General features: G+C 68.1%; 20 protein-coding genes. 18 read left to right on the forward strand and 2 right to left on the reverse strand.

The annotated features are described in order from the left end of the window. Positions 1-36 precede the first annotated feature (36 nt). The 13 genes from eccD to MKCMC460_RS15095 all read left to right on the forward strand — a co-directional run bounded on the left by eccD (position 37) and on the right by MKCMC460_RS15095 (position 17,746). Positions 37-1,548 (forward strand): type VII secretion integral membrane protein EccD, encoded by a 1,512-nt coding sequence (gene eccD / locus MKCMC460_RS15035; RefSeq protein ID WP_236983652.1) that lies wholly within the window; start codon positions 37-39, stop codon positions 1,546-1,548. Then, positions 1,526-3,367: a type VII secretion-associated serine protease mycosin gene (mycP, locus tag MKCMC460_RS15040; RefSeq protein ID WP_238304491.1), complete on the forward strand. Its 1,842-nt coding sequence runs from the start codon at positions 1,526-1,528 to the stop codon at positions 3,365-3,367. The genes eccD and mycP overlap by 23 nt, the downstream gene beginning before the upstream one ends. Continuing rightward, on the forward strand, positions 3,364-4,584 hold the full coding sequence (eccE, locus tag MKCMC460_RS15045; RefSeq protein ID WP_236983650.1) for a type VII secretion protein EccE: 1,221 nt from the start codon (positions 3,364-3,366) through the stop codon (positions 4,582-4,584). The genes mycP and eccE overlap by 4 nt, the downstream gene beginning before the upstream one ends. Next, a complete protein-coding gene (eccA, locus tag MKCMC460_RS15050) occupies positions 4,581-6,413 on the forward strand; it encodes a type VII secretion AAA-ATPase EccA (protein WP_236983648.1) in 1,833 nt (610 codons plus the stop codon). The genes eccE and eccA overlap by 4 nt, the downstream gene beginning before the upstream one ends. 476 nt (positions 6,414-6,889) lie before the next feature. Next, positions 6,890-8,164, forward strand: a complete 1,275-nt coding sequence (locus MKCMC460_RS15055; protein ID WP_238304493.1) for a PPE family protein — start codon at positions 6,890-6,892, stop codon at positions 8,162-8,164. Positions 8,165-8,201: 37 nt separating this feature from the next. Beyond that, a complete protein-coding gene (locus tag MKCMC460_RS15060; RefSeq protein ID WP_305071296.1) occupies positions 8,202-9,437 on the forward strand; it encodes a PPE family protein in 1,236 nt (411 codons plus the stop codon). 852 nt (positions 9,438-10,289) lie between these two features. After that, positions 10,290-11,597: a PPE family protein gene (locus MKCMC460_RS15065; RefSeq protein WP_238306005.1), complete on the forward strand. Its 1,308-nt coding sequence runs from the start codon at positions 10,290-10,292 to the stop codon at positions 11,595-11,597. Positions 11,598-11,632: 35 nt separating this feature from the next. Continuing rightward, positions 11,633-13,030: a PPE family protein gene (locus MKCMC460_RS15070; RefSeq protein WP_238304497.1), complete on the forward strand. Its 1,398-nt coding sequence runs from the start codon at positions 11,633-11,635 to the stop codon at positions 13,028-13,030. A 58-nt stretch (positions 13,031-13,088) separates the two neighbouring features. Next, positions 13,089-13,430 (forward strand): DUF732 domain-containing protein, encoded by a 342-nt coding sequence (locus MKCMC460_RS15075; protein ID WP_236983642.1) that lies wholly within the window; start codon positions 13,089-13,091, stop codon positions 13,428-13,430. 459 nt (positions 13,431-13,889) lie between these two features. After that, the gene (locus tag MKCMC460_RS15080) at positions 13,890-15,140 is read left to right on the forward strand and encodes a PPE family protein (RefSeq protein WP_238304499.1); all 1,251 of its coding nucleotides are present in this window, start codon (positions 13,890-13,892) and stop codon (positions 15,138-15,140) included. Positions 15,141-15,156: 16 nt separating this feature from the next. Further along, positions 15,157-16,554, forward strand: a complete 1,398-nt coding sequence (locus tag MKCMC460_RS15085) for a PPE family protein (protein WP_236983638.1) — start codon at positions 15,157-15,159, stop codon at positions 16,552-16,554. 2 nt (positions 16,555-16,556) lie between these two features. Next, on the forward strand, positions 16,557-16,913 hold the full coding sequence (locus MKCMC460_RS15090; RefSeq protein WP_236983636.1) for a DUF732 domain-containing protein: 357 nt from the start codon (positions 16,557-16,559) through the stop codon (positions 16,911-16,913). Between the two features lie 104 nt (positions 16,914-17,017). Continuing rightward, positions 17,018-17,746: an MgtC/SapB family protein gene (locus MKCMC460_RS15095; protein WP_236984133.1), complete on the forward strand. Its 729-nt coding sequence runs from the start codon at positions 17,018-17,020 to the stop codon at positions 17,744-17,746. A gap of 160 nt (positions 17,747-17,906) precedes the next feature. On the opposite strand, the gene MKCMC460_RS15100 is transcribed toward MKCMC460_RS15095, so the two are convergent. Beyond that, positions 17,907-18,845 (reverse strand): alpha/beta hydrolase fold domain-containing protein, encoded by a 939-nt coding sequence (locus MKCMC460_RS15100; protein ID WP_236983633.1) that lies wholly within the window; start codon positions 18,843-18,845, stop codon positions 17,907-17,909. Between the two features lie 61 nt (positions 18,846-18,906). Between MKCMC460_RS15100 and MKCMC460_RS15105 the strand changes: the two genes are divergently transcribed. Then, positions 18,907-19,863, forward strand: coding sequence for a sterol desaturase family protein (locus MKCMC460_RS15105; protein WP_236983631.1), 957 nt, complete (start codon positions 18,907-18,909; stop codon positions 19,861-19,863). Positions 19,864-19,965: 102 nt separating this feature from the next. Further along, positions 19,966-20,628 (forward strand): hypothetical protein, encoded by a 663-nt coding sequence (locus tag MKCMC460_RS15110; protein ID WP_370652820.1) that lies wholly within the window; start codon positions 19,966-19,968, stop codon positions 20,626-20,628. A gap of 1 nt (position 20,629) precedes the next feature. Here MKCMC460_RS15110 and MKCMC460_RS15115 read toward each other — a convergent pair whose 3' ends face one another. After that, positions 20,630-21,070, reverse strand: a complete 441-nt coding sequence (locus MKCMC460_RS15115; RefSeq protein ID WP_236983628.1) for a nitroreductase/quinone reductase family protein — start codon at positions 21,068-21,070, stop codon at positions 20,630-20,632. Between the two features lie 107 nt (positions 21,071-21,177). Between MKCMC460_RS15115 and MKCMC460_RS15120 the strand changes: the two genes are divergently transcribed. The 3 genes from MKCMC460_RS15120 to MKCMC460_RS15130 all read left to right on the forward strand — a co-directional run bounded on the left by MKCMC460_RS15120 (position 21,178) and on the right by MKCMC460_RS15130 (position 24,012). After that, positions 21,178-21,867 carry a TetR/AcrR family transcriptional regulator gene (locus MKCMC460_RS15120; protein WP_236984129.1) on the forward strand — a complete coding sequence of 230 codons (690 nt, stop codon included), beginning with the start codon at positions 21,178-21,180 and terminating at the stop codon, positions 21,865-21,867. A 100-nt stretch (positions 21,868-21,967) separates the two neighbouring features. Continuing rightward, entirely contained in the window at positions 21,968-22,522 is a 555-nt protein-coding gene (locus MKCMC460_RS15125; RefSeq protein ID WP_236983626.1) for a VOC family protein, read from the forward strand. Further along, on the forward strand, positions 22,519-24,012 hold the full coding sequence (locus MKCMC460_RS15130) for an FAD-binding protein (RefSeq protein ID WP_236983624.1): 1,494 nt from the start codon (positions 22,519-22,521) through the stop codon (positions 24,010-24,012). Before MKCMC460_RS15125 ends, MKCMC460_RS15130 begins: the two co-directional genes overlap by 4 nt. The last annotated feature ends 65 nt before the right edge of the window (positions 24,013-24,077 follow it).

A 24,077-nucleotide genomic window follows, 5' to 3' on the forward strand; every position in this document is an offset into this window, starting at 1 on the left:
GCCGACACAGGCCGGCATGGCAGGGGGTGCAGGACGATGACCGCAGTAGCTGATGCGCCACAGACTGACGTAGAGGGCATCTCGTCGCCCCGGGCCGTCGTCGTCGGGATCATGGCCGGCGAGGGTGTCCAGATCGGTGTGTTGCTGGACGCCAACGCCCCCGTCTCGGTGATGACCGACCCGCTGCTCAAGGTGATCAACAGCCGGCTCCGGGAACTGGGGGAGACGCCGCTGGAAGCCACCGGGCGCGGCCGTTGGGCCCTGTGCATGGTCGACGGCACCCCGCTGCGCGCCGCCCAGTCGTTGACCGAGCAGGACGTCTACGACGGTGACCGGCTGTGGATCCGGTTCATCGCGGACACCGAGCACCGGTCCCAGGTCATCGAGCACATCTCGACGGCGGTGTCGGCGAACCTGAGCAAGCGCTTCGCCGCGATCGACCCGGTCGTCGCCGTGCAGGTCGGCGCGTCGATGGTGGCGACCGGGGTGGTCCTGGCGTCCGGCGTGCTGGGCTGGTGGCGCTGGCACCACAACTCCTGGCTGACCACGATCTTCGCCGCGATCGTCGCCGTACTGGTGCTCACCGTCTCGGTGCTGCTGCTGGTGCGCGCCAAGACCGACGCCGACCGTCGTGTCGGTGACACCCTGCTGATGAGCGGGCTGGTTCCGCTCACCGTCACTGCCGCCGCCGCACCCCCCGGTCCGGTCGGTTCGCCCAACGCCGTGCTGGGCTTCGGCGTCCTGGCCGTCGCTGCGGCCCTGGCGTTGCGCTTCACCGGGCGGCGGTTGGCGATCTACACCGCGATCGTGACCGTCACCGCGCTGGCCACCCTGGCCAGCCTGTCCCGGATGGTGGCGGCCACCAGCGCGGTGACCCTGCTGTCCTGCCTGGTGCTGGCCAGCGTCCTGCTGTACCACGCTGCTCCGGCGCTGGCCCGGCGCCTGGCCGGGATCCGGTTGCCGGTGTTCCCGTCCGCGACCAGCCGCTGGGTGTTCGAGGCGCGGCCCGACCTGCCCACCACGGTGGTGCGGACCGAGGGCGGTCCGCCGACCCTGGAAGGTCCGGCGTCGGTGCGCGACGTGTTGCTGCAGGCGGAGCGTGCGCGGTCGTTCCTGAGCGGTCTGCTGGTGGGGCTCGGTGTCCTGATGGTCGTGTGCCTGAGCGCCCTGTGCAACCCGCACACCAACGAGCGCTGGCTGCCGCTGCTCCTCGCGGGTTTCAGTGCCGGCTTCCTGCTGCTGCGCGGCCGCTCCTACGTCGACCGTTGGCAGGCCATCACGCTGGCCGCGACCGGGGTGATCATCATCGCCGCCGTCGCGGTGCGCTACGCGCTGGTGCTGTCGTCGCCGCTGTCGGTGTCGATCGCCGCCGCGGTCCTGGTCGCGCTGCCGACCGCCGGTCTGACTGCCGCCGCGGTGGTGCCGAACACCATCTACAGTCCGCTGTTCCGCAAGTTCGTGGAGTGGATCGAGTACCTCTGCCTGATCCCGATCTTCCCGCTGGCCTTGTGGTTGATGAACGTCTATGCAGCCATCCGATACCGGTAGGGCCCGTTCGTGGCGGGGCCGCGCAGCCAGCGCGGCCATCGCCGCGACCGTGCTCGCCGGTGGGGCGCTGGCGGGATTGCCACCGGCGTATGCCATCACGCCGCCGCCGTTCGATCCGGGTGCGATACCGCCGGACGGCCCGCCCGGCCCGATCGCGCCGATGAAGCAGAACTCCTACTGCACCGAGGTAGGAGTTCTGCCCGGTACGGACTTCAAGATCCCGCCGAAGTACATGGAGATGCTGAGCCTCAGCGAGGCGTGGCGCTTCGGCCGAGGTGAGGGAATCAAGGTCGCGGTCATCGACACCGGCGTGACGCCGCACCCCAGGTTGCCGCGACTCGCCCCGGGTGGCGACTACGTGATGGCCGGCGACGGGCTGTCGGACTGTGACGCGCACGGCACCCTGGTGGCATCCATGATCGGTGGTGCGCCCGCCAACGGTGCGGCGGCGCCGCCGGCCGCGCCACGCCGACCGATTCCCGTTCCCACTCAGGAGAAGCCGCCGCCGCCACAGACGGTGACGCTCTCACCGGTTCCGGGACCCACCATCACCGTGATCCCCGCGCCGCCCCCGTCCTCCGAAGGGGCGCCGCCCGGCCCGGCACCGGGACCGGGCCAGGCCCCGGCGGCCAGTCACGGCGGCGGCACCATCACCATCCCCGGCTACACCGGTGGTCGACGGATCGCCGGTGTCGGGATGGGCGGGACCAGTCCGCTTCCGCTGGACCCGGCAACCACCACCACGACGACGACCACCACGACGACCCCGACGACGACTACGACGTCTGGTGCGTCACCGACGCCGTCGTCGGCGAGCCCCGCACCGGCCCCGCCGCCCGGCCCCGCTGCGGCGCCGGCGGACGCATTCAGCGGAGTCGCCCCCGGAGTCGACCTGATCTCCATCCGTCAGTCGAGTTCGGCGTTCACCCTCAAGGACGCCTACACCGGCGAGGAAGACCCGCAGACCGCGGCGAAAATCGACAACATCCAGACGATGGCGCGCGCGATCGTCCATGCTGCCAACATGGGCGCTTCGGTGATCAATATCTCCGAGGTGACCTGTATCAGCGCCCGCAATCCGATTGACCAGCGGGTGCTGGGCGCCGCGGTGCACTACGCCGCGGTCGAGAAGAATGCGCTGATCGTCGCTGCTGCCGGGGACAGCAGCAAGAAGGACTGCAAGCAGAACCCGACGTTCGATCCGTTGTCGCCGAAGGACCCGCGCAACTGGAGTGCCGTGACCACTGTGGTGACGCCGTCCTGGTTCAGCGACGACGTCCTCACCGTCGGCGCCGTCGACCCCAACGGGCAACCGATGACCCAGATGAGCATCGCCGGGCCGTGGGTGTCGATCGCGGCGCCGGGAACCGACGTGATGGGTTTCTCCAACCGTGACGACGGTCTGATCAATGCCATCGACGGGCCCGACAACACGCTGCTGACGCCGGCCGGCACCAGTTTCGCCACGGCCATCGTCTCGGGGGTGGCGGCATTGGTGCGCGCCAAGTTCCCCGAACTGTCGGCCTACCAAGTCATGCAGCGGCTGATCCATACGGCCAGGCCGCCCGCTCGAGGAGTGGACAACCAGGTCGGATACGGTGTCGTCGACCCGGTCGCGGCATTGACATGGGATGTCCCTGCGGGGCCGCCCCAGGCACCCAAAGTCCTCTCGGCACCGCTGCAGCTGCCGAAGGCGCCCCCGCCGCGCAACATGGTGCCGGTGTGGGTAGCGACCGGGGGCCTGGCCGCGGCATTACTGATAGGCGGAGCAGTGTTCGGAACAGCGTCATTGATGCGGCGATCGCGGAAGCAACGATGAAAGCTCAGCGTAAATTCGGGTTGTCCTTGACCTGGCCCCGCCTCACCGCGGTGTTCCTGGTCGACGTGCTGATCCTGGTGCTCGCCAGCCACGCCCCCGCGTCCTGGCAGGGCGAGAACCGGGTGGCGTGGTGGATCGGTGTCGCAATTGCGGTCCTGGTGACGCTGCTGTCGATCGTCACCTACCACGGCATCACCGTGACCTCGGGATTGACGGCCTGGTTGTGGGACTGGTCGGCGGACCCCGGCACCGCGCTGGGCGCCGGCTGCACCCCGGCTAACGACTTCAAACGCCGATTCGGCCGCGACACGGTCGGGGTGCGCGAATATCGCGGCCAACTGGTGGCCGTGGTCGAGGTGGACGGCGGCGACGGCGAGCACCCCGGCCGGCATCGCCACCGCCCGACGGGTTCGGCGCCGATCCTGCCGGTGGCAGCGGTCGCGGACGGGTTACGGCAGTTCGATATCCAACTCGACGCCATCGACATCGTCTCGGTCGAGGTACGCGGCGGCGCGGAAGCCGCCCGCGCCTCGGCCTCGCTGGAGGAGTGGGGTCCGGAAGGGTGGGGCGCCAACGACGGTGCGACCGAACGAACGGGCACCGACCGCCGCCGCACCTGGTTGGTGTTGCGGATGAACCCGCAACGCAACGTCGCCGCCGTGGTCTGCCGCGACTCGCTGGCCGCGACACTGGTGGCGGCAACCGAGCGGCTGGTGCAGGACCTGGACGGGCAGAGCTGTGCGGCGCGGCCCTTGACCGCCGACGAGCTGGCCGAGGTCGACAGCGCGGTGCTGGCCGATCTGGAACCGACCTGGAGCCGCCCGGGCTGGCGACACCTGAAGCACTTCAACGGGTACGTGACCAGCTTCTGGGTGACCCCATCGGATATCAGCACCGAAACACTGCGTGACCTTTGGCTCTCGGACGCGCCGGAAGTTGGCGCTACCGTGGTCACCGTGCGACTGAATTCACGGGCGGGCCGCCCTCAGCTGTCGGCGTGGGTGCGTTATCACAGCGAGGGCCGGCTGAGCCGGGACCTGACCGCCGGACTCAACCGGCTCACCGGGCGCCAGCTCGCGGCGGTGCGGGCCAGTCTGCCGGCGCCGTCCGCCAAGCCACATCTGGTCGTGCCGAGCCGCGACCTGCGAGACCACGACGAGCTGGAGCTGCCAGTAGGCCACGAGGCGGAGCGCGTATCTAGCTCAGCAGCACAATGACCCGCGCGCAGTCAGCTGCCGAAGATGCCAGAAACGCCATGGTCGCCGGCCTGCTGGCGTCGGGTATCTCGGTCAACGGGCTGCAACCCAGCCATAACCCGCAGGTCGCGGCGCAGATGTTCAGCACCGCGACCACGCTGGATCCCGGGATGTGCGACGCCTGGCTGGCGCGGATCCTGTCCGGCGACCAAAGCATCGAGGTACTCGCCGGCGCCTGGGCGGCGGTAAGGACGTTCGGCTGGGAGACCCGGCGCCTCGGGGTCACCGACCTGCAGTTTCGCCCCGAGGTCTCCGACGGACTGTTCCTGCGACTGGCTGTGACCAGCGTGGACTCCCTGGCCTGCGCTTACGCGGCGGTGCTGGCGGAGAACAAGCGGTACGAGGAGGCGGCCGACCTGCTCGACGCCACCGAACCGCGGCACCCCTTCGACGCCGAGTTGGTCAGCTACGTGCGCGGAGTGCTCTATTTCCGCACCAAACGCTGGCCGGACGTGCTGGCGCAATTCCCGGAGTCCACCCAGTGGCGGCACCCCGAGTTGAAGGCCGCCGGGGCCGCGATGGCCACCACAGCGCTGGCGTCGCTCGGTGTCTTCGAGGAGGCTTTCCGCCGCGGTCAGGACGCCATCGAGGGGGATCGGGTGCCAGGCGCGGCCAACATCGCCCTCTACACCCAGGGCATGTGCCTGCGGCACGTCGGCAGGGAGGACGAGGCGGTCGAGCTGCTGCGGCGCGTCTACTCCCGCGACGCGAAGTTCACCCCGGCGCGGGAGGCCCTGGACAACCCCAACTTCCGCCTGGTGCTGACCGACCCGGAGACGATCGAGGCCCGCACGGACCCGTGGGATCCGGACAGTGCCCCGTCGCGGGCTCAGGCCGAGGCGGCCCGCCACGCCGAGGAGGCCGCGAAGTACCTGGCCGAAGGCGACGCCGAGCTCAACGCGATGCTCGGAATGGAGCAGGCCAAAAAGGAAATCAAGCTCATCAAGTCGACGACCAAGGTGAACCTGGCGCGGGCCAAAATGGGCCTCCCGGTTCCGGTCACCTCGCGTCACACATTGTTGCTGGGACCCCCCGGCACCGGAAAGACCTCGGTGGCGCGCGCGTTCAGCAAACAGTTGTGCGGCTTGACCGTGCTGCGCAAGCCGGTAGTGGTGGAGACCAGCCGCACCAAGCTGTTGGGCCGCTACATGGCCGACGCCGAGAAGAACACCGAGGAGATGCTCGAAGGCGCACTGGGCGGGGCGGTCTTCTTCGACGAGATGCACACCCTGCACGAGAAGGGTTACTCGCAGGGCGACCCCTATGGCAACGCGATCATCAACACGCTGCTGCTGTACATGGAGAACCATCGCGACGAACTGGTGGTGTTCGGGGCCGGCTACGCCAAGGCCATGGAAAAGATGCTCGAGGTGAATCAGGGTCTGCGGCGGCGCTTTTCGACCGTCATCGAGTTCTTCAGTTACACACCGGACGAGTTGATCGCGCTTACCCAGCTGATGGGCAAAGAGAACGAGGACGTCATCACCGACGAGGAAGCCGCGATCCTGCTGCCGTCGTACACCAAGTTCTATCTCGACGAAACCTACTCCGAAGACGGCGACCTGATCCGCGGGATCGACATGCTCGGCAACGCCGGCTTCGTGCGCAACGTGGTGGAAAAAGCCCGCGACCACCGAAGTTTCCGGCTCGACGACGAAGACCTGGACGCCGTGCTGAACAGTGATCTCACCGAATTCAGCGAATCGCAGCTGCGCCGGTTCCGGGAATTGACGCGCGACGACCTCGCCGAGGGCCTCAGTGCCGCCGTCGCGGAGAAAAAGTCGAACTGACCGCAGCTGGGCCGCTTTCGAGCGGACACCCCTTACGACCTGCCGTTATCGCCTCAGCCAGTTACGCTGTGTGAACTCGTTTTAGGACAAGAGGGGTGGCCGCGTCCGGCAGATTCCGCCGGGTGACCTCACCCCGATTGCGCGATCACGGCGGCGCTCCCGTGTGCCCCGAACGGCGACGGGAGGTGATGCCGCATTGGCCGGATGATGACTGCGGAAATCGTTGCCAATTCACCCGATCCGGTCGCGGCGCCTGCATGAAACCAGTCACACGCATAGACCTGCACAGCGGCATTCCGTAGCCGGATCGGACTATCCCGAAAAGGAGAAGCCCGATGTTTGTTGTGCGACAACAGGAATCGCTAGCAGTAGCCCATCGTCAATTTGGAGTCCGCTGTGCGGCAACGCAATTCGTCATGGCGGTCGATGCGCGCCCAGTCCGGCTGGCACCGCGCTCGGTGGAGGGGGTGTAGGCAGTGGATTTCGGGGCATTACCGCCAGAGCTGAACTCGCTGCGCATGTACACCGGTGCGGGCTCGGCGCCACTGCTGGCAGCTGCGGCGGCCTGGGATCGCGTGGGCGCCGAGTTGCGTTCGGCGGCAGCCGCGTACGAAACCGTGATTTCGGTGCTGACCAGCGACGGCTGGCGAGGGCCGGCGTCGGCTTCGATGGAGGACGCGGTCACACCGTATATGACGTGGATGACCCTGACCGGTCTGCAAGCCGAGCAGGCCGCGTCTCAGGCCGTCGCGGCCGCCGGCGCCTACGAAGCGGCCTACGCCATGACCGTGCCCCCGGCCGCAATCGCCGCCAACCGTGAGCAGCTGGCGGTCCTGGTGGCGACCAACCTGATCGGTCAGAACACGCCGGCGATCGCGGCCACCGAAGCCGCGTACGGCGAGATGTGGGCCCAGGATGCGGCGGCGATGTACGGCTACGCTGTCAGCTCCGCGGCGGCAGCCACGCTGCAACAGTTCACCCAACCGGCGCAGACCACCAATCCCAGTGGGCAGGCCAACCAGGCCGCGGCGGTCACCCAGGCGGCCGGCGATGCGGCCGGCACGCTGGTGCAGACCGAGCTGCCGCAGCTGATGTCGTCGGTACCCGACGCGCTGCAGGGTCTTGCCTCACCCGCCGCGGCGCTGTCGCCCTCGAGTCTCGCCGCCGGCCTGGACCCGGGCGGGCTGTTGGCGGGCATCCTGAATTTCCTGGACGGCAACGACGGCAACCCGTACGGCATTTTCCTGAACTCCTCGCTGTCCAACGGCTTCGTCTCGGCCGGATACGTCAGCCCGGCCGTGGTCGGCCCGGCCGTCTGGGCCGCGATGGCCGACATCAACGCGGTCGCGCTGGGCGCGCAGGAAGGCGCTGCGGTGCCGCCGATGGGGTCCGGTGAGGGCAATGCCTCGTGGATTCCGGCCGGTACGCCGGCCAGTTCGGCGACTCTGCCCAGCCTGGGGGCGACGACGGCGGCCGCATCGCCGGCCGCGGTGGTGGCCGCGGGGACGAATCAGGCCGCGATGGTCGGGCGGTTGTCGGTGCCGCAGACCTGGACGGCGGCGACCTCGGTGGCCAACCATGCCGGCGCTGCCGCCCCCGGCGGCGGCTGGACCAGCACCGTAGCTCCCGAGGCGGGCATGCCTGGGCTGCCCGGCATGCCGCTTGGTGGCATGTCCGGGCAGAGCTTCGGCAATCCGCCGCGGTACGGATTCCGCCCGACGATCATGGGGCGCCCGCCGGCCGCCGGGTGAGGAGGGGGGAGGCAACCGCGACGGTTGGTTGAAGGAGGTGCCGGTATTGGATTTCGGAGCACTCCCACCTGAAGTGAATTCCCTGCGCATGTACACCGGACCCGGGTCGGCGCCGATGCTGGCCGCCATGCAGGCCTGGGCTGCCGTCGCCGACGAGATGCAGTCGGCGGCAGCAGCGTACGAGTCGGTGACGTCGACGCTGGTCAGCGACGGTTGGCGCGGCCCGGCCGCCACGGCCATGACGGCAGCGGTCGCGCCGTATCTGGCCTGGTTGGATCTGACCGCCGCGCTGGCCGCCCAGACCGCTGGTCAGGCCGCCGCGGCGGCGGCGGCCTACGACGCCGCGTTCGCTGCCACCGTGCCCCCGGCGGTGGTGACGGCGAACCGCGTCCGGCTGGTCGCGTTGGTGGCCACCAACTTCCTCGGCATCAACGCGCCCGCCATCGCGGCGACCGAAGCCGAGTACGCCCAGATGTGGGCGCAGGATGCCACCGCGATGTACGCCTACGCGGCGAGCGCCGCCGACGCGGTCGCGCTGACCCCGTTCGCCGAACCCACCCCGACCACCGACTCGGCCGGGCTGGCCGAACAGTCTTCTGCTGTCTCCCAGGCTCTGGGGACGGGCGCGAGCAGTCCCATCCAGAGCGAATGGTCGCAGCTGACGTCGGCGGTGTCCGCGACCGTGCACAGCCTGGCGGCGCCGGCTTCGCCGCTGGATGCGGTTCCCCAGTCGGGCCTGCTCGCCGACATCCTGAACTTCCTGGACGGCAACGACGGAAACCCCTACGGCATCTTCCTCAACTCCACCTTGGTGAACGGCTTCGTCTCGGCGGGTTACACCGCTCCCGGACAGATCATGCCCGCGATCACCGGGGCGATGTCCGACTTCGACTCGCTGGCTGCGGGCGGCCCGGAGGCGGGCGCGGCCATACCGCTGAGCGCCGCCGGCCCCGGCGATGCCTCGTGGACCGGCGCGACCTTCCCGCCAGCGGGTACGGGCACCGCGGTGGCGGCAGGCGACCAGGCCACCCTGGTCGGCCGGCTGTCGGTGCCACCGAGCTGGGCTTCGGCCGTCGAGGTGGTCGAAAGCAACGCCACCCCGCTGGTGGGCGGCGGAGAGCTCGGGGCGGCACCTGCCGCGGCGGCACCCGGCGCCCCGGGCACTCCGGGCGTGCCGGGCGTCATGACCGCCGGTGCGCCGCGGCACTATGGCAACGGGCCCCGCTACGGGTTCAAGCTGACGATCATGCCGCGCCCGCCCGCGGCGGGCTGATCGAGCGGCCGGTACGCGACCTGTGGATCCGCGCGGCCTGTGCAACGGCGACTTGCGCGCCCCTGACACCCGTTGAGCGGCCACAGTCAGGGCTCACAGCCGACTTTCAGAGACGAGACAGCCATCTGGCAGCTCCTGAGACGACCTCGTCCGCGCAGATTGCGTACGTTATCCCTAACGTAAGGAGGGACGTCATGGCACGCAGCTGCGAACACGGCGGTGTCGATTTCGATGCGGCGATCCCGAGGCCGGCAACCCCAGTGCCGGCTTGCATCCAACCGGGCCGCGAGCCCCGCCTGCGGGCGGCAGCACGCGTGACCCTGGGCAAGCGACGAAGGTCCGACGATGCCGGCTCCACCTGAGACGGCGCACGCGCAGCGTTTTTCCTGAACTCCACCGTCCACACATTCGGCCAATTATTTCTTTGACGCCGAATGAGAATTCAGGCTGTAATTAATTCAGTGATTCACACCATTATGTCGTTTGTGTGCGACAAATCAGATTTGACCGGTTGCGCCAGGAGCAATATGCCGTTTACCAGCGCTGACGATATTCAGCTGCGTGCCTCCCGGCGTGATAACTGAAACCAACTGCACAAAAACTCTTGTTTACATTCCCATTACTCAGCGGGAACCAGCCGAAAATATCTTCTTCCGAAGATAGCTCGCAGCAGCCGGGAAATCCCATGTTTTTCATGCACGCGGGACCGACGCTGCAGCAGAACCGAAAAACCGAAGTCGTCGAATTCGCATAAGCAACGGAACGCAAGAACGAAGCGTTCCGGTGCGCAGAGCGCATGAATGGACCGAGGCGAGCTCGATGACCACCGTCAGGGGTGAGGGGATGATAGGCGTGGATTACGGGGCGCTACCACCGGAGATCAATTCCGGGCGCATGTACACCGGTCCGGGCGCGGGGCCGATGTTGGCCGCCGCGGCGGCGTGGGACGATCTGGCCAGCGAATTGCATTCCACCGCAGCCGCTTTCATGTCCACGGTCGAAGGCCTGGTGGCCGTAACGTGGCAGGGACCCAGCGCGATGTCGATGGCCGCGGCGGCCGGCCCTTACGTGTCGTGGCTTTCGGCCACCGCCGCCCGCGCCGACGAGGCCGGTGCGCAGGCCAAGGCGGCTGCAGCCGCATACGAAACCGCGTTCGTGGCAACGGTTCCGCCGCCGGTGATCTCGGCCAACCGGACGTTGCTGCTGATGCTCGTCGCCACCAATATCCTGGGCCAGAACACACCGGCGATCGCCACGACCGAAGCCCACTACGCCGAGATGTGGGCTCAGGATGCCGCGGCGATGTACGCCTACGCCGGGTCATCGTCAGTGGCAACGCGTTTGACGTCGTTCACCGATCCACCGCAGACCACCGCCGAAACGGGCACGGCCGCGCAAGCGGCGGCGGTCTCGCAGGTCAGCGGCAGCCAGTCCGCTGCGACCGTCGGCAACGAGCTGTCCCAATTGATCGCTTCGATCCCGCATGCGTTGCAGGGCATGGCGACAACGCTTCAGGCGGCGCCCACGACCGGGTCGACTTCGTTGCTGTCCGGGCTCGCCCTACCCCAGCTGACCTCGGTGTCGTTGCCGCCGGCCCTGGCGACAGACGTGGCGAACTGGAACTCGATGCTCAGCGTCCTCACCGGCTCCTACTCGCTGCAGGGCTTGAGTTCTGTTCCCGGAGGGCCGTTCCTGTCGTTCGGACAGGTCTACGCGTACGCCCAGAACGGACAGGGACTGCAGTCCTTCCTGACCCCCGTCCAGCCCATCAGCGGCGCTTTGGCGCCGATCGCTCAGGCCCTGACGCCGCATGTGAGCGCCGCCGGTTCGGTGGGCAGCGTCGCCTCCGCGTCGATGGGCCGCGCCGCCATGGTGAGTGGGCTATCGGTGCCGCAGAGCTGGACCACGGCCGCCCCGGCCTTCCGCACCCTCGCCGCGACCCTGTCGACGAACCTGGCCGCGGCTCCTGCGGCCGCGTCGAGCGCCGAGGCCGGCATGTTCGGGCAGATGGCGCTGTCGGGACTGGCCGGGCGCGCACTCGGGGCCACCGTGGGCGGCAGTAGCGGCAGCGCCGCCGTCGCAACGTCACTCGGGGGCGTGGTCGCCGAAGCCGACCCGGCCGCCGCCATGATCTTCGTGCTCCCACCGCTGGAGGACTGACCCATGACGCACGCGAACCCAGCTAGGGGGTAACAGTGTTCTACGCAGCATTTCCGCCAGAGATCAACTCCGGCCGGATCTACAGCGGACCGGGATCCGGACCGATGCTGGCCGCCGCGGCGGCCTGGAACGGCCTGGCCGCCGAATTACAGGCCACCGCCACGTCCTATTCGTCGGTGATCGCCGGCCTGACCAGTGGACCCTGGGTGGGGCCGTCGTCGCTCGCCATGGCCGCCGCCGCCGCGCCTTACGTCGCCTGGATGAGCAGCACGGCAGCACAGGCGGCGCAGGCGGCCGAGCAGGCCGCTGCCGCGGCATCGGCTTACGAGGCCGCCTTCGCCGGGCACGTGCCACCGTCGCAGATCGCCGCCAACCGCAGTTACTTGGCGACGCTGGTGGCCACGAACCTGTTCGGCCAGAACACCGCCGCGATCGCCGCGACCGAGGCCCAGTACGGCGAGATGTGGGCCCAGGACGCGGTGGCGATGGACGGCTACGCCGCCTCTTCGGCGGCCGCGACCGACATCACGCCGTTCACCGAACCGCCCCAGATCGTCAACGTCGGGGGGCTGGTCGACCAGGCACTTTCGGCTGGGCAGACGCTGAGCAACTCGGTTGGCGCCGCGACCCAGTCGATCCTGTCCGCGAGCACCCCGTTGACGCAACTACTCCAGGTGGGGGCGAACCTGAGCACCGACTACACCGCAACCATCAACGGATTGCTCAACGGCCTGTTCGGTTCCAGTGGCGCAACGACGTTCACCACGCTGTATTCGGCGGTGAAGGTTCCGCTGGGCTTCACCACGCAGTTCAACGACATCGGATTGCTGGTCAACTTTCCGGCATCGCAGTTCCTCAAGTTCGGCCCCAAGTCGATATCCAGCTTCGGTGAGCTACCCAAGGACGCATTGGGCGGTGGCCTTACCCCGCACTGGGGACGCGGCTGGCTGACCAGTGCGGTAACACCAAGTCCCACTGCCAATTTCGGCCGGGGCACCCTGGTGGGATCGTTGACCGTGCCGCCGAGCTGGACAGCCAACACGCCGGCCATCCGCACTGTCGCCGCCGCCTTGTCGGCCGCCGGGCCCGAGGCGGTGCCGGCAGCCGAACTGGGCCGGGGCGGTCTGCTGAGTTCAATGTCGTTGGCCGGCATGGCCGGAAGTGCTTTCGGGGCCGGGGCTCCCTCGGCCGTGTCCGGCGCCCGGGGCCGGATCACACCGGTCAAAGACCTCAAAGACCTCAAGTCACCAGAGATGTTGAAGCGCATGGTCGCCCAGATCTCCGAGCGGCCCGAGAGCGTCCAGCACCACACGGTTGACCAGGAAGGGCTGGACGCTCTACTCGAGCAGCTGGCCAAGAGGCCGGGCGTGCACGCGGTGCATCTCACCAAGAGCACGCCGAAAGTCGTGCCGGCAGATGCGCAATCCGGTTAGTTTGCAACCTATTTCGTGAAACCGCCGAATCGTCGGCGACTTTTTCAGGGAGGTACTCATGCGAAAGCTGCTGGCGGTGATCGCCACCTGCGTCATGATCGGCTCTGCCGCACCGGCGGAAGGCGAGCCGGGCGACGAATCGATCACCAACGACACCCCGGCTACCGATGACGCCGGTTTCCTTGCCGCCCTGCGCACCGCCGATATCGGTTACTCCAGCCCCGCGCAAGTAATCACGTCCGCCAAAGCGGTGTGCACCTGTTTGGACAACGGCGAATCGGGATTCGAACTCATCCACGATGTGAAGACGCGCAACCCCGGCTTCACCCTGGACGCCGCGGCCGAATTTGCGGTCATTTCTGCGAAATACTATTGCCCACATCAACTGTCCAAGGCGTAACCCTTTACCTCCGCTGGTAGAGATGTCGCTGCGTGCAGATATTTCCGCCAAACATTGTTGCCCAGATCAACTATCGAAGGCGTGACGCTTTGCTCGCGGCGCTGCCGTCATTTCTGGCCCGCATTAATTGCGACTTCCGGCGCACCGCCGTGCAGCGGCACGAGTACGTCGGCGGCGCGCGGTAGGTGAACCGGCTCCGGCGGCAGCTCATCGGGTAACGACGACGGACGCCCGGGATCACAGCGCCCGAGCGGGGGCGCACCCGGGGAATGCAATCCTGACCAGCAGACGTCCGCCAGCTTCGGCGCGAGCCATTGCACCGGCCGACGCCACGCGTGGAATCCCGCGGCGCGATATAGGGGTACTTGGTGAGTCTTATATGAGACTCACAAGTTCGGCCCGCGACCGGGAAAGCCGTGATTACGATGGCTGGCACCGAAGGAGCGGAGGGGATTCTAGATGGACTTCGGGGCGCTGCCGCCAGAAGTCAATTCTGGACGAATGTATACGGGGGCGGGATCCGGACCGATGCTGGCCGCGGGCGCGGCCTGGGACGCGCTGGCCGCGGAGTTGCATGCCACGGCGGCGTCCTACGGCGCGGCGATCGACGGTATGACGGTGGGAACCTGGCACGGTCCGGCCGCGGCATCGATGGCCGCCGCCGCCATTCCCTATGTGGCCTGGATGACCGCGACCGCAACCGGAGCAGAGCAAACCGCTGCCCAGGCCAAGCTCGCGGCCGGGGCCTACGAGGCCGCCTTCGCCGCAACGGTGCCGCCGCCGGTGATCGAAGCCAACCGGGCGCTGTTGATGACGTTGATTGCGACCAATCTGCTGGGACAGAACACGGCCGCGATCGCCGCCACGGAAGCCCAGTATGCGGAAATGTGGGCGCAGGACGCCGCGGCCATGTACGCCTACGCGGCATCCTCGGCGGCTGCAACCGTATTGACGCCCTTCACCGCGCCGCCGGAAACCACCGCCCCGGGCGGGGCGGCCGATCAAGCGGCGGCCGTCGGCCAGGCTGCCGGCAGCGCGGCCGCCACCGACGTCCAGTCGCAGCTGACGCAGCTGGTCAACCTGTTCCCGTCCATGCTGCAGAGCCTGGCGACGACATCCGCCGCTCCGGCGGCGACGACGCCGGTGGGCAACGTCGTCGAAGGCATCTACCCGTTCGCCGCAGCTATCCGACCCTTCTTTGCCGCCATAACCGGTGCCTACAGTCCGATCATTCCGTTCGTGCTGGGTGGCGGTTGGTGGCTGTTCAGCCTGCAGATCCTCGGCCTGTCGCAGAACGCGCCGGGGGTGGCCACCCTGCTGAACAGCGGCGGGAAGCCGATCGCCGGCCTGTCGCCGCTGCGCGGAGGCTACGTCGCGTCCGTCGCGCCGGGCGGGGCCACCGCGTCCCTGGGGCAATCCACCCTGGTCGGGTCGCTGTCGGTGCCGCGAGGCTGGGTGACGGCCGCGCCGGTGCTGCGGACGATGGCCTCGGTGCTGCCGGGTGCGACTCCGGAGGCTCTCGCCGCCGTCCCCGCGGCGGCCGAAGGGGGGCTGTTCGGGGAGATGGCCATGGCCAGCCTGGCCGGGCGCGCGCTGGCCGGCGCCACCGTGCGCACCGTCAGCAACGGCGCTGCCGGCGCCACCGGCGCCGCGGCAGCCGGTGAAGAAGTCGCCAGCACGGCGACCATCATCGTGATACCGGCGGACTGAACGGAAGGCGGGGCCGATGAGTTTTGCGGCGCGACCACCGGAGATCACCTCCGGTCTGATGTACACGGGTCCGGGTGCGGGGCCGATGATCGCGGCGGCCACCGCGTGGGACGCGTTGGCGGCCGAACTGCAGGACACGGCCGCGTCCTACGGCGCGATCATCGAAGGCCTGGTCAACGACGGATGGACCGGTCCGTCGTCGGGCGCGATGGCGGCCGCGGTGGCGCCCTACGTGAGCTGGATGTCCGCCACCGCGACACAGGCCAAGGCGGCGGGCGAGCAGGCGAAGGCGGCGGTGTCCGCCTACGAGACGGCTTACGCCGCGGTGGTGCCGCCGGCGGAGATCGCGCTCAACCGCAGTGAGCTGGCCCAGCTGGTGGCCACGAACATCTTCGGGCAGAACACCGGTGCGATTGCCGCCCTCGAGGCGCAGTACGGGGAGATGTGGGCCCAGGACACCACCGCGATGTTCGGTTACGCCAACGCCTCGGCCGCCGCGGCCAAGCTGACGCCGTACGCCGAACCACCCCAGGTCACCGACGCCTCCGGACTCGCCGGTCAGCAAGCGGCGGTGGGGCAGGCCAGCGGGCTGGCCGCCGGAACGGCCGCGGCCACCGCGGCTGCGACCGCCGCTCCCACGGCGGCGCCCGCCTTCCCATTCGACGTCGTCCTGCAGGCGTTGCAGGCGCTCGGTCAGGCCGGTACCGCCTACATGCAAGGCATGTCCGAACTGCTCAACACCCTGACCGGCACCACGGTGGGCGGTCCGACCTGGGAGCTGATGTTCGGTATCGTCGCCGACATCGGCCGATTCAGCACGGTGGCCAACGACGTCATGAGTGCGCCCAACCTGGGCATGACCGAGTTCAAGCTGTTCTGGAAGCCGCCACTCGAGAACATCCCCAAATCTGCCCTGGGAGCCGGGCTGGGCATGGCGCCGACCGGCGGACTCACCAGTGCCGTGTCGGCAGGTGCCGGGGAGGCCAACGTGGTGGGAAAGCTGTCGGTGCCGCCCAGCTGGGCATCGGCCACGCCCGCGATCCGGATGGTCTCCAACGTGTTGCCGGCCACCAGCATGGCCGCCGCCCCCGCGGCGGGGATTCCGGCCGACCTGGTCAACCAGATGGCCCTGGGGAGCCTGACCGGCGGCGCGGTGGGCAGCGTAGGGGCGCAGGTCTACAGCGGAAGCGGTGCTCGGGCCCGTGCCGGCGGTGAGAAGGGCCCGGTGGAGCCGGTCAAGCTGGACAGCGTGATCGCCAAGCTGCAGCAGGAACCGGAGGCGGTACAGCACTGGAACGTCGACAAAGCGGGGCTGGACGGGCTGCTCGACAAACTGTCCAAAAAGCCCGGAATCCACGCGGTGCACGTGTCCAGCGGTGACAAACCCAGGGTCACGCTGCCCGACGCGCAGTAGAGGTGGCGTTTCTGGTGATCCACGCGAGACTTCTGCCGGCGGTTGTGGGCGCCGTCGCGTTGCTGAGTCTGGCGCCGGCCGTGCACGGTGACCCCGGCGACCCCGGCGGCAGTGACGCGGCGTTTCTCGCTGCCCTGAAAAATGCCGGTATCGCCGTTCCCGATCCGGCCAGGGCGATCACGTCCGCGCAAGCCGTGTGCGGCCTGATGCGCAACGGCGAAACCGGACTGCAGGTTCTGACCGACGTGAAGAACCAGAACCCGGCACTGACCCTGGACGGCGCCGCCCTGTTCACGGCCATCGCATCGAACACGTATTGCCCCGAGCACCTGGGGCAACCCGAAGGTGGCTACTTCTGACGGGCAGCCCTCAGCTCCTGGTTTGCCTGCCCTCCACCTGGTGTTAACCCAAATCTGATTACCTGCTGATGCCGTTTCGCAATCGGGAGAGGGGGGCGGGCACGGTGCACACACTGACCAACGCCGAGTTCGCGCTCCGCCTGGCGGTAGGGCTGGGATGCGGCGCGCTGATCGGCTTCGAACGCCAATGGCGAGCCCGGATGGCGGGGCTGCGGACCAACGCGCTGGTGGCCACCGGCGCGACACTGTTCGTGCTGTACGCCGTGGCCACCGAGGACACCAGCGCCACCCGGGTGGCCTCCTATGTGGTGTCGGGAATCGGGTTCCTCGGCGGCGGGGTGATTCTGCGCGAGGGTGCCAACGTGCGCGGTCTCAACACTGCTGCCACGCTGTGGTGCTCGGCGGCGGTGGGGGTGCTGGCCGCATCCGGGCATCTGGTGTTCGCGCTGATCGCCACCGGCACCGTCGTCCTGATCCATCTGCTGGGCCGCCCGCTGGGCCGTCTCATCGACCATGACAACTCCGGCGACGACGACGAGGGTCTCGAGCCGTATCAGGTCCAGGTGATCTGCCGGCCCAAGTCGGCGAAGTATGCCCGTGCCCAGATCGTGCAGCACACCCGCAGCAACGACATCATCCTGCGCGGCATCCACACCGGGGCGAGCGGAGAAGACAACATCACGCTGACCGCCCATGTGCTGCTGGACGGTCACTCGCCGGCCAGGCTGGAGAATCTGGTGGCCGAATTGTCCTTGCAGCCGGGCGTCCACGCCGTGCACTGGTATGCCGGTGAGACCAGCGCCGCCGGACTGCCCGCCCCGCAATCCGACTGATCAGGGCCGCGGCTGCGGACCCGGATGTCGGGAAACGGCCGCGGGCTCACCACCGCGGCAGCGACCGCCCCGGGGTTGGACCGCTAGTTCGTCGAGTCTGCGCGCCGCCCCCGTGCCGCCCACAGCCCGGCGAAGCCGGCGGCGAGCACCAGCACTCGGCTCACCCGGACAGCACCTGCCGAATCTGTCCGAGCGTCACCCTTGCCTTCTGCCCGGGCAGCAGCATCCAGGTGTGCATACCGCCCTCGAGTTCGTGCCACCCGATGTCGTGTCCTTCGGCGATCGCACGGTTGCGGAAGGCGCGAGCATCGGGGTTGAGCACGTCGTGGGTTCCGGTGAAGACCGTCAGCCGGGGCAGGCCGTCCAGGGGACCCATGCTCGGACTGAGCAGCGGGTGGTCCAAGGGGTCACCGCCCGCGTAGCGGAGGCCCGCGGCCCGCAGGTCATCGAGGTTGAGGAACGGATCGATCTTTGCCACCGTCAGCACCTCGGGGGCGGGCAGGCCGAGGTGCATCCAGGGCGAGAGCAGCAGTGCGTCAGTGGGCTGTGGCAGCCCGGCGTCGCGCACCGCGTGACACAGCGCGAACGCCATCCCACCGCCGGCCGAATCACCCATGAAGGCAATCGAATCCGGCTCCCAGGTGTCCAGCATCCGGCGGTAGACCTGCAACAGGAACGGGAAGACCTGGCGGTAGGTGTGTTCGGGGGCGATCGGGTAGATCGGCACGGTGAGGGATCGGCGCAGGGTCAGGGCCAGCCGGGCAATGGCGGGCCAATGGAAGTGGGGTAGCAGGTCCAGCACGTACGCGCCGCCGTGCAGGTACAGCACGTGCCCGCCCAGCTCGTCGGGACCGATGTGCCGAGGCGTGACCTGGTAGACCGGGCGGCCGTTGAGGTCGGTGCGCGTCACGTCGACCTTCTTGAGCACCAGCTTGGAGGGCAGCCCGCAGTAGGGTGGGCGCGGGTTGGCCGCCCAATGTTCCAGCTTCGCCGCCGGGAACAACCGGTTGCGAACACCGGAGGCGCGCAGCAGCCGCTGCGTGACGTGCGGCTTGCGGATCGGGCGGGCCACCCTGATCTTGAATTCGTTGATCGCCATCAACGTCTACCGTGACACAACCCGGCACACAGCGATCCCGCAATCAGTAATCTGTTTTGCTGTGCATGCTCTGACCGGATTTCTCTCGGCGCTGCCGGCCGAGCTGCGGGACCCGGTGCTGTTCGCGATTCCGTTCTTCCTGCTGCTTTTGACGCTGGAGTGGACGGCCGCCCGCAAGTTGGCGAAGTTCGACGCCGCGGCCGGCACCGGGGACCCCGCCGATTCCAGGCCCGCCTCGGGCGCCTACCTCGCCCGGGATTCGATGACGAGCATCTCGATGGGTTTGGTGTCGATAGCCACCACCGCCGCCTGGAAGACGTTGGCCCTATTCGGGTACGCCGCCCTCTATGCCTACGTTGCGCCATGGCATCTGTCGGCGAGCAAGTGGTACACCTGGGTCGTCGCGTTGCTCGGAGTCGACCTGCTCTACTACGCCTATCACCGCGCCGCACACCGGGTCCGGCTGATCTGGGCCACTCACCAGGCTCATCATTCGAGCCAGTACTACAACCTGGCCACCGCGTTGCGACAGAAGTGGAACAACAGCGGCGAGATCCTGATGTGGGTGCCGTTGCCGCTGTTGGGATTGCCCCCGTGGATGGTGTTCTTCAGTTGGTCGCTGAACCTGATCTACCAGTTCTGGGTGCACACCGAGCGGATCGGCAAGCTGCCCCGGTGGTTCGAGTACGTCTTCAATACGCCGTCCCACCACCGGGTACACCACGGCATGGACAAGGTGTACCTGGACCGGAATTACGGCGGCATCTTCATCCTGTGGGACCGGATTTTCGGCAGCTTCCAAGAGGAGTTGTTCCGGCCGCACTACGGGCTGACCAAGCAGGTCGACACGTTCAACATCTGGAAACTGCAGACCTACGAATACGTCGCGATCGCGCGGGATTGGCGCTCGGCGAGCCGGCTGCGCGACCGGCTGGGCTACGTTTTCGGGCCGCCCGGTTGGGCTCCCGGCGGCGCCGATCGCAACGGCAAAGTCGCCCCGGTGGCGAGCACTCGGTAACGCCGCCAGCGTTCTGCGCGAAGACTTAGTGTCGGGGTGGTTACGACGTAACCTGAAAGTGCAGGTCGGCGCTTCGTCGGCCATAACGGATCGGAGTCGGTTTTGTATCGCCTGACCTTGCGCGCATGCACGGCCGCGGCGGCTGTCTCGATGGTGGCCGCCGGGCTGTCGCCGGCCACTGCCGCAGCCGAGTCGACGTTGGTTTTCCCGGGCATGGAGATTCATCAGGACAACCACGTCTGCACTCTCGGTTTTGTCGACATTCCGCGGCGCACGGCGTACAGCGCCGGGCACTGCCGCGGAGGAATGGTCTACGACCGGGACAACAACCCGATCGGCCGCGTGGTGGCCTCCCGCGACAACACCCCCACCGGTTCCACCGTGGCCACCGACCAGCCCATCGACGACTACGAGGCCATCGCCTTGGCCAGCAACGTCACGATGAGCAACATCCTGCCCGGGGGCCGGGGACTGGTGGCGAGCCCAGGCGTGGTCGCCGCGCCCGGACAGGCGGTCTGCCACTTCGGAGTGACCACCGGGGAAACCTGCGGCACGGTGGAAAGCGTCAACAACGGGTGGTTCACCATGTCCCACGGCGTGCAGACCCAGCAGGGTGACTCGGGTGGACCGGTGTATCTGTCGTCGGGAGGCGTCGGCCAGCTCATCGGGATCTTCAACAGCATGTGGGGCGACTTCCCGGCAGCGGTGTCCTGGCAGAGCGCTTCCGAGCAGGCCCGCCAGGATATGGGCGCGGGGGCGAGTTAGCTCATTTGGCTAGCGCGAATACCGGGATCCGCGGTGCGGCGGCACGGTAATCCGCGTCGTCCGATTCGGGTGTCAGCCCGCCCACGTACGCCTTGACCTGCCAATACCAGCGAGCCAGATAGCGCCGCAGAATGGCGGGCTTGACGTCGTCGGCGACTTCGCTGATGGCGCGGGATTCCCTGTGCCAGCGCGAGCCCAGTTCGACGACGCCCGCGGCCCGAACATTGCGTGCCCACTGGGTGTCGCCGCGCGGTGAGATCACGTAATCCGTGCCGTCCACGGTCAGCAGGTTGACGACCACACCACGCGGTGTACCGGTCTTGCGTCCGCGGACCCGCAGGGCGCGCGTTCCGGCAATGCCGATCCCCAGTTCGGCAAGCCAGCGCATCAGCGTGTTCGCGCTGCGCTCGATCCGGCTTGGTTGCTGGTAATGCATCGACATGCCGACCTCCGTGCGCACTGAGAGAGCAGTGCTCTCTGTTGATGCTACCGTGCCACGCCCGCCGGCAAAAAGCAAGAGCGGTGATCTCGGTTGTGTCAGACTTGGCCGTGGGCAAACGCCAGGAGTCGCGGGATCAGATCGAGGCCAAGATCGTCGAGCTGGGCCGCCGACATCTGGTGGACCACGGCGCGGCTGGTTTGTCATTGCGCGCGATTGCCCGGGACCTCGGCATGGTGTCCTCCGCGGTGTACCGCTACGTCGCCAGTCGCGACGAACTGCTGACGCTGTTGCTCGTCGACGCGTACACCGATCTCGCCGACAAAGTCGACCGGGCGCGCGACGACACCACCGGCGATTCGTGGAGCGACGACGTGAACGCGATGGCACACGCCATGCGGGCATGGGCCGTCGCGCACCCCGCCCGCTGGGCGTTGCTGTACGGCAGCCCGGTTCCCGGGTACCACGCACCGGCACAGCGCACCGTCCCGGCCGGGACTCGGGTCATCGCGGCGTTGCTGGACGCCGTCGCGGCCGGGATCACCACCGGCGACATCGTGTTGACCAACGACCACGTGGCACAACCGACCTCGTCGGACTTCGAGCGGCTGCGCAGCGAGTACTCGTTCCCGGGCGACGACCGGGTGATGGGCAAGTGCTTCCTGCTGTTCGCCGGGCTGGTGGGCGCCATCAGTCTCGAAGTGTTCGGCCAATACGGCGCGGATACCCTCACCGACGCCCGCGCGGTCTTCGACACTCAGGTGCACCTGCTGCTGGACATGTTCGGCGGACGGAACTAGAACATGTTCAGTCCAGCTCATCACGGCCGCCGGTGGCGGCGACGGCAAATTGCTTCCCGGCAGTTCTGACGGGCGACCGGCTGGGATATCCTCCGAAGCGATGAACCTCCTCGTTCAATCACCCGTCCAGATCGCGTGGGTCACGTCGGACCTCGCTGCCACAGAAAAGGCCCTCACCGGCCTTTTAGGCGCCCGCAAATGGGTGCGTATCCCCGATGTCCACTTTGCTCCGGACGCCTGCAGCTATCGCGGCGAGCCCGCCGACTTCGTCGCGCACATCTCGCTGAGCTACCTCGGCGACATGCAGCTCGAGCTGATCGAACCGGTCCGCGGCGAGAATATCTATAGTGAATTCCTGCGCGACCACGGCGCGGGCTTGCACCACATCTGCATGGAGGCCCAAAGCCGCGAGCAATTCGACGCCGCTCTGGTCGATGCCGCCGAGCAGGGCGCCGAGGTAGTGCAGCAGGGGGTAATGGCCGGCGGTATCCGGTTCGCCTACGTAGCGGCCCCGAATGCCGGGGTGCCGTATGTCGAGATCGCGTACCTGTCGCCCGAGATTAAAGCGTTCTACGACTACATAAAGCAGGAGCAACAAGTGAGCCGCGGCAACGACGATGCACACCGTAGTGACGAGCAGGAGGCGCGCCGATGAGCACCGAGATCCCCGCCACGGTCAAGGCCGACACGGTGGCGTCCTGGTCCGACGACGTCGACGTGTTGGTGCTCGGCTTCGGCATCGCCGGCGGGTGCGCGGCGGTCAGCGCTGCGGCCGCGGGAGCGCGGGTGCTGGTGCTCGAGCGCGCCGCCGCGGCCGGCGGCACCACCTCGATGGCCGGCGGCCACTTCTACCTGGGTGGCGGTACCGCAGTCCAGGAGGCGACCGGTCACCCCGATACGCCCGACGAGATGTACAAATACCTGGTCGCCGCGTCGCGGGAACCCGAACTCGACAAGATCCGCGCCTACTGCGACGGCAGCGTCGAACATTTCAATTGGCTTGAGGCCCTTGGCTTCCAGTTCGAGCGCAGCTTCTACCCGGGCAAGGTCGTGGTGCCGCCGGGCACCGAAGGACTCAGCTACACCGGCAACGAGAAGGTGTGGCCGTTCTGCGAGCAAGCCGTGCCGGCGCCGCGGGGGCACTCGGTGCCGGTGCCCGGCGAGTTGGGCGGGGCTGCCATGGTGATCGACCTGCTGGTCAAGCGCGCCGACGAACTGGGGGTGCTGATCCGCTACGAGACCGGCGCGACCAACCTGGTCGTCGACGACGGCGGCGCGGTGGTCGGGGTGACCTGGAAGCACTTCGGCGAGACCGGCGCGGCCCGGGCCAATGCGGTGATCATCGCCGCCGGCGGTTTCGCCATGAATCCCGAGATGGTCGCCGAGCACACTCCCGCGCTGGGTCAGCCGCGGCGCACCAAACACCACGGCCTGGTGGCGCCCTACATCCTGGGCAACCCGAACGACGACGGGCTGGGCATCCGGCTGGGCGTCTCGGCCGGTGCGGCCACCAAGAACATGGACGAGTTGTTCATCACCGCGGCGGCGTATCCGCCGGAAATCCTGCTCACCGGGGTGATCGTCAATAAGGACGGCAAGCGGTTCGTCGCCGAGGATTCCTACCATTCGCGGACCTCGGCGTTCGTGCTCGAGCAGCCCGAGCAGACCGCTTACCTGATTGTCGACGAAGCGCACATGCAGATGCCCGAGATGCCGTTGATCAAGTTCCTCGACGGCTACGAGACGATCGCCGAGATGGAGGAAGCGCTGGGCATCCCGGCGGGCAATCTCGCCGCGACGCTGCAGCGCTACAACGAACACGCCGCCCGGGGCGAGGACCCCGACTTTCACAAGCAGCCGGAATACGTTGCGGCACAAGACAAGAGCCCGTGGGCGGTGTTCGACCTGTCGCTGGGGCGGGCGATGTACTCCGGGTTCACCATCGGCGGGCTCGCGGTCACCCTGGACGGTGAGGTGCAGCGCGACGACGGCAGCGTCATCCCCGGGCTGTTCGCCGCGGGTGCGTGTGCGTCCAACATCGCCCAGGACGGCAAGGGGTACGCCAGCGGGACGCAACTGGGGGAGGGGTCGTTCTTCGGTCGCCGCGCCGGAGCCCGCGCGGCAGCGCGGGTGCAGGCGCGGTAAAACGTCCCAGCGCCGGAGCCCGCGCGGCAGCGCGGGTGCAGGCGCGGTAAAACGTCCCAGCGCCG

The sequence above is a fragment of the Mycobacterium sp. 20KCMC460 genome (assembly GCF_022179425.1).
GTDB lineage: Bacteria > Actinomycetota > Actinomycetes > Mycobacteriales > Mycobacteriaceae > Mycobacterium > Mycobacterium kiyosense.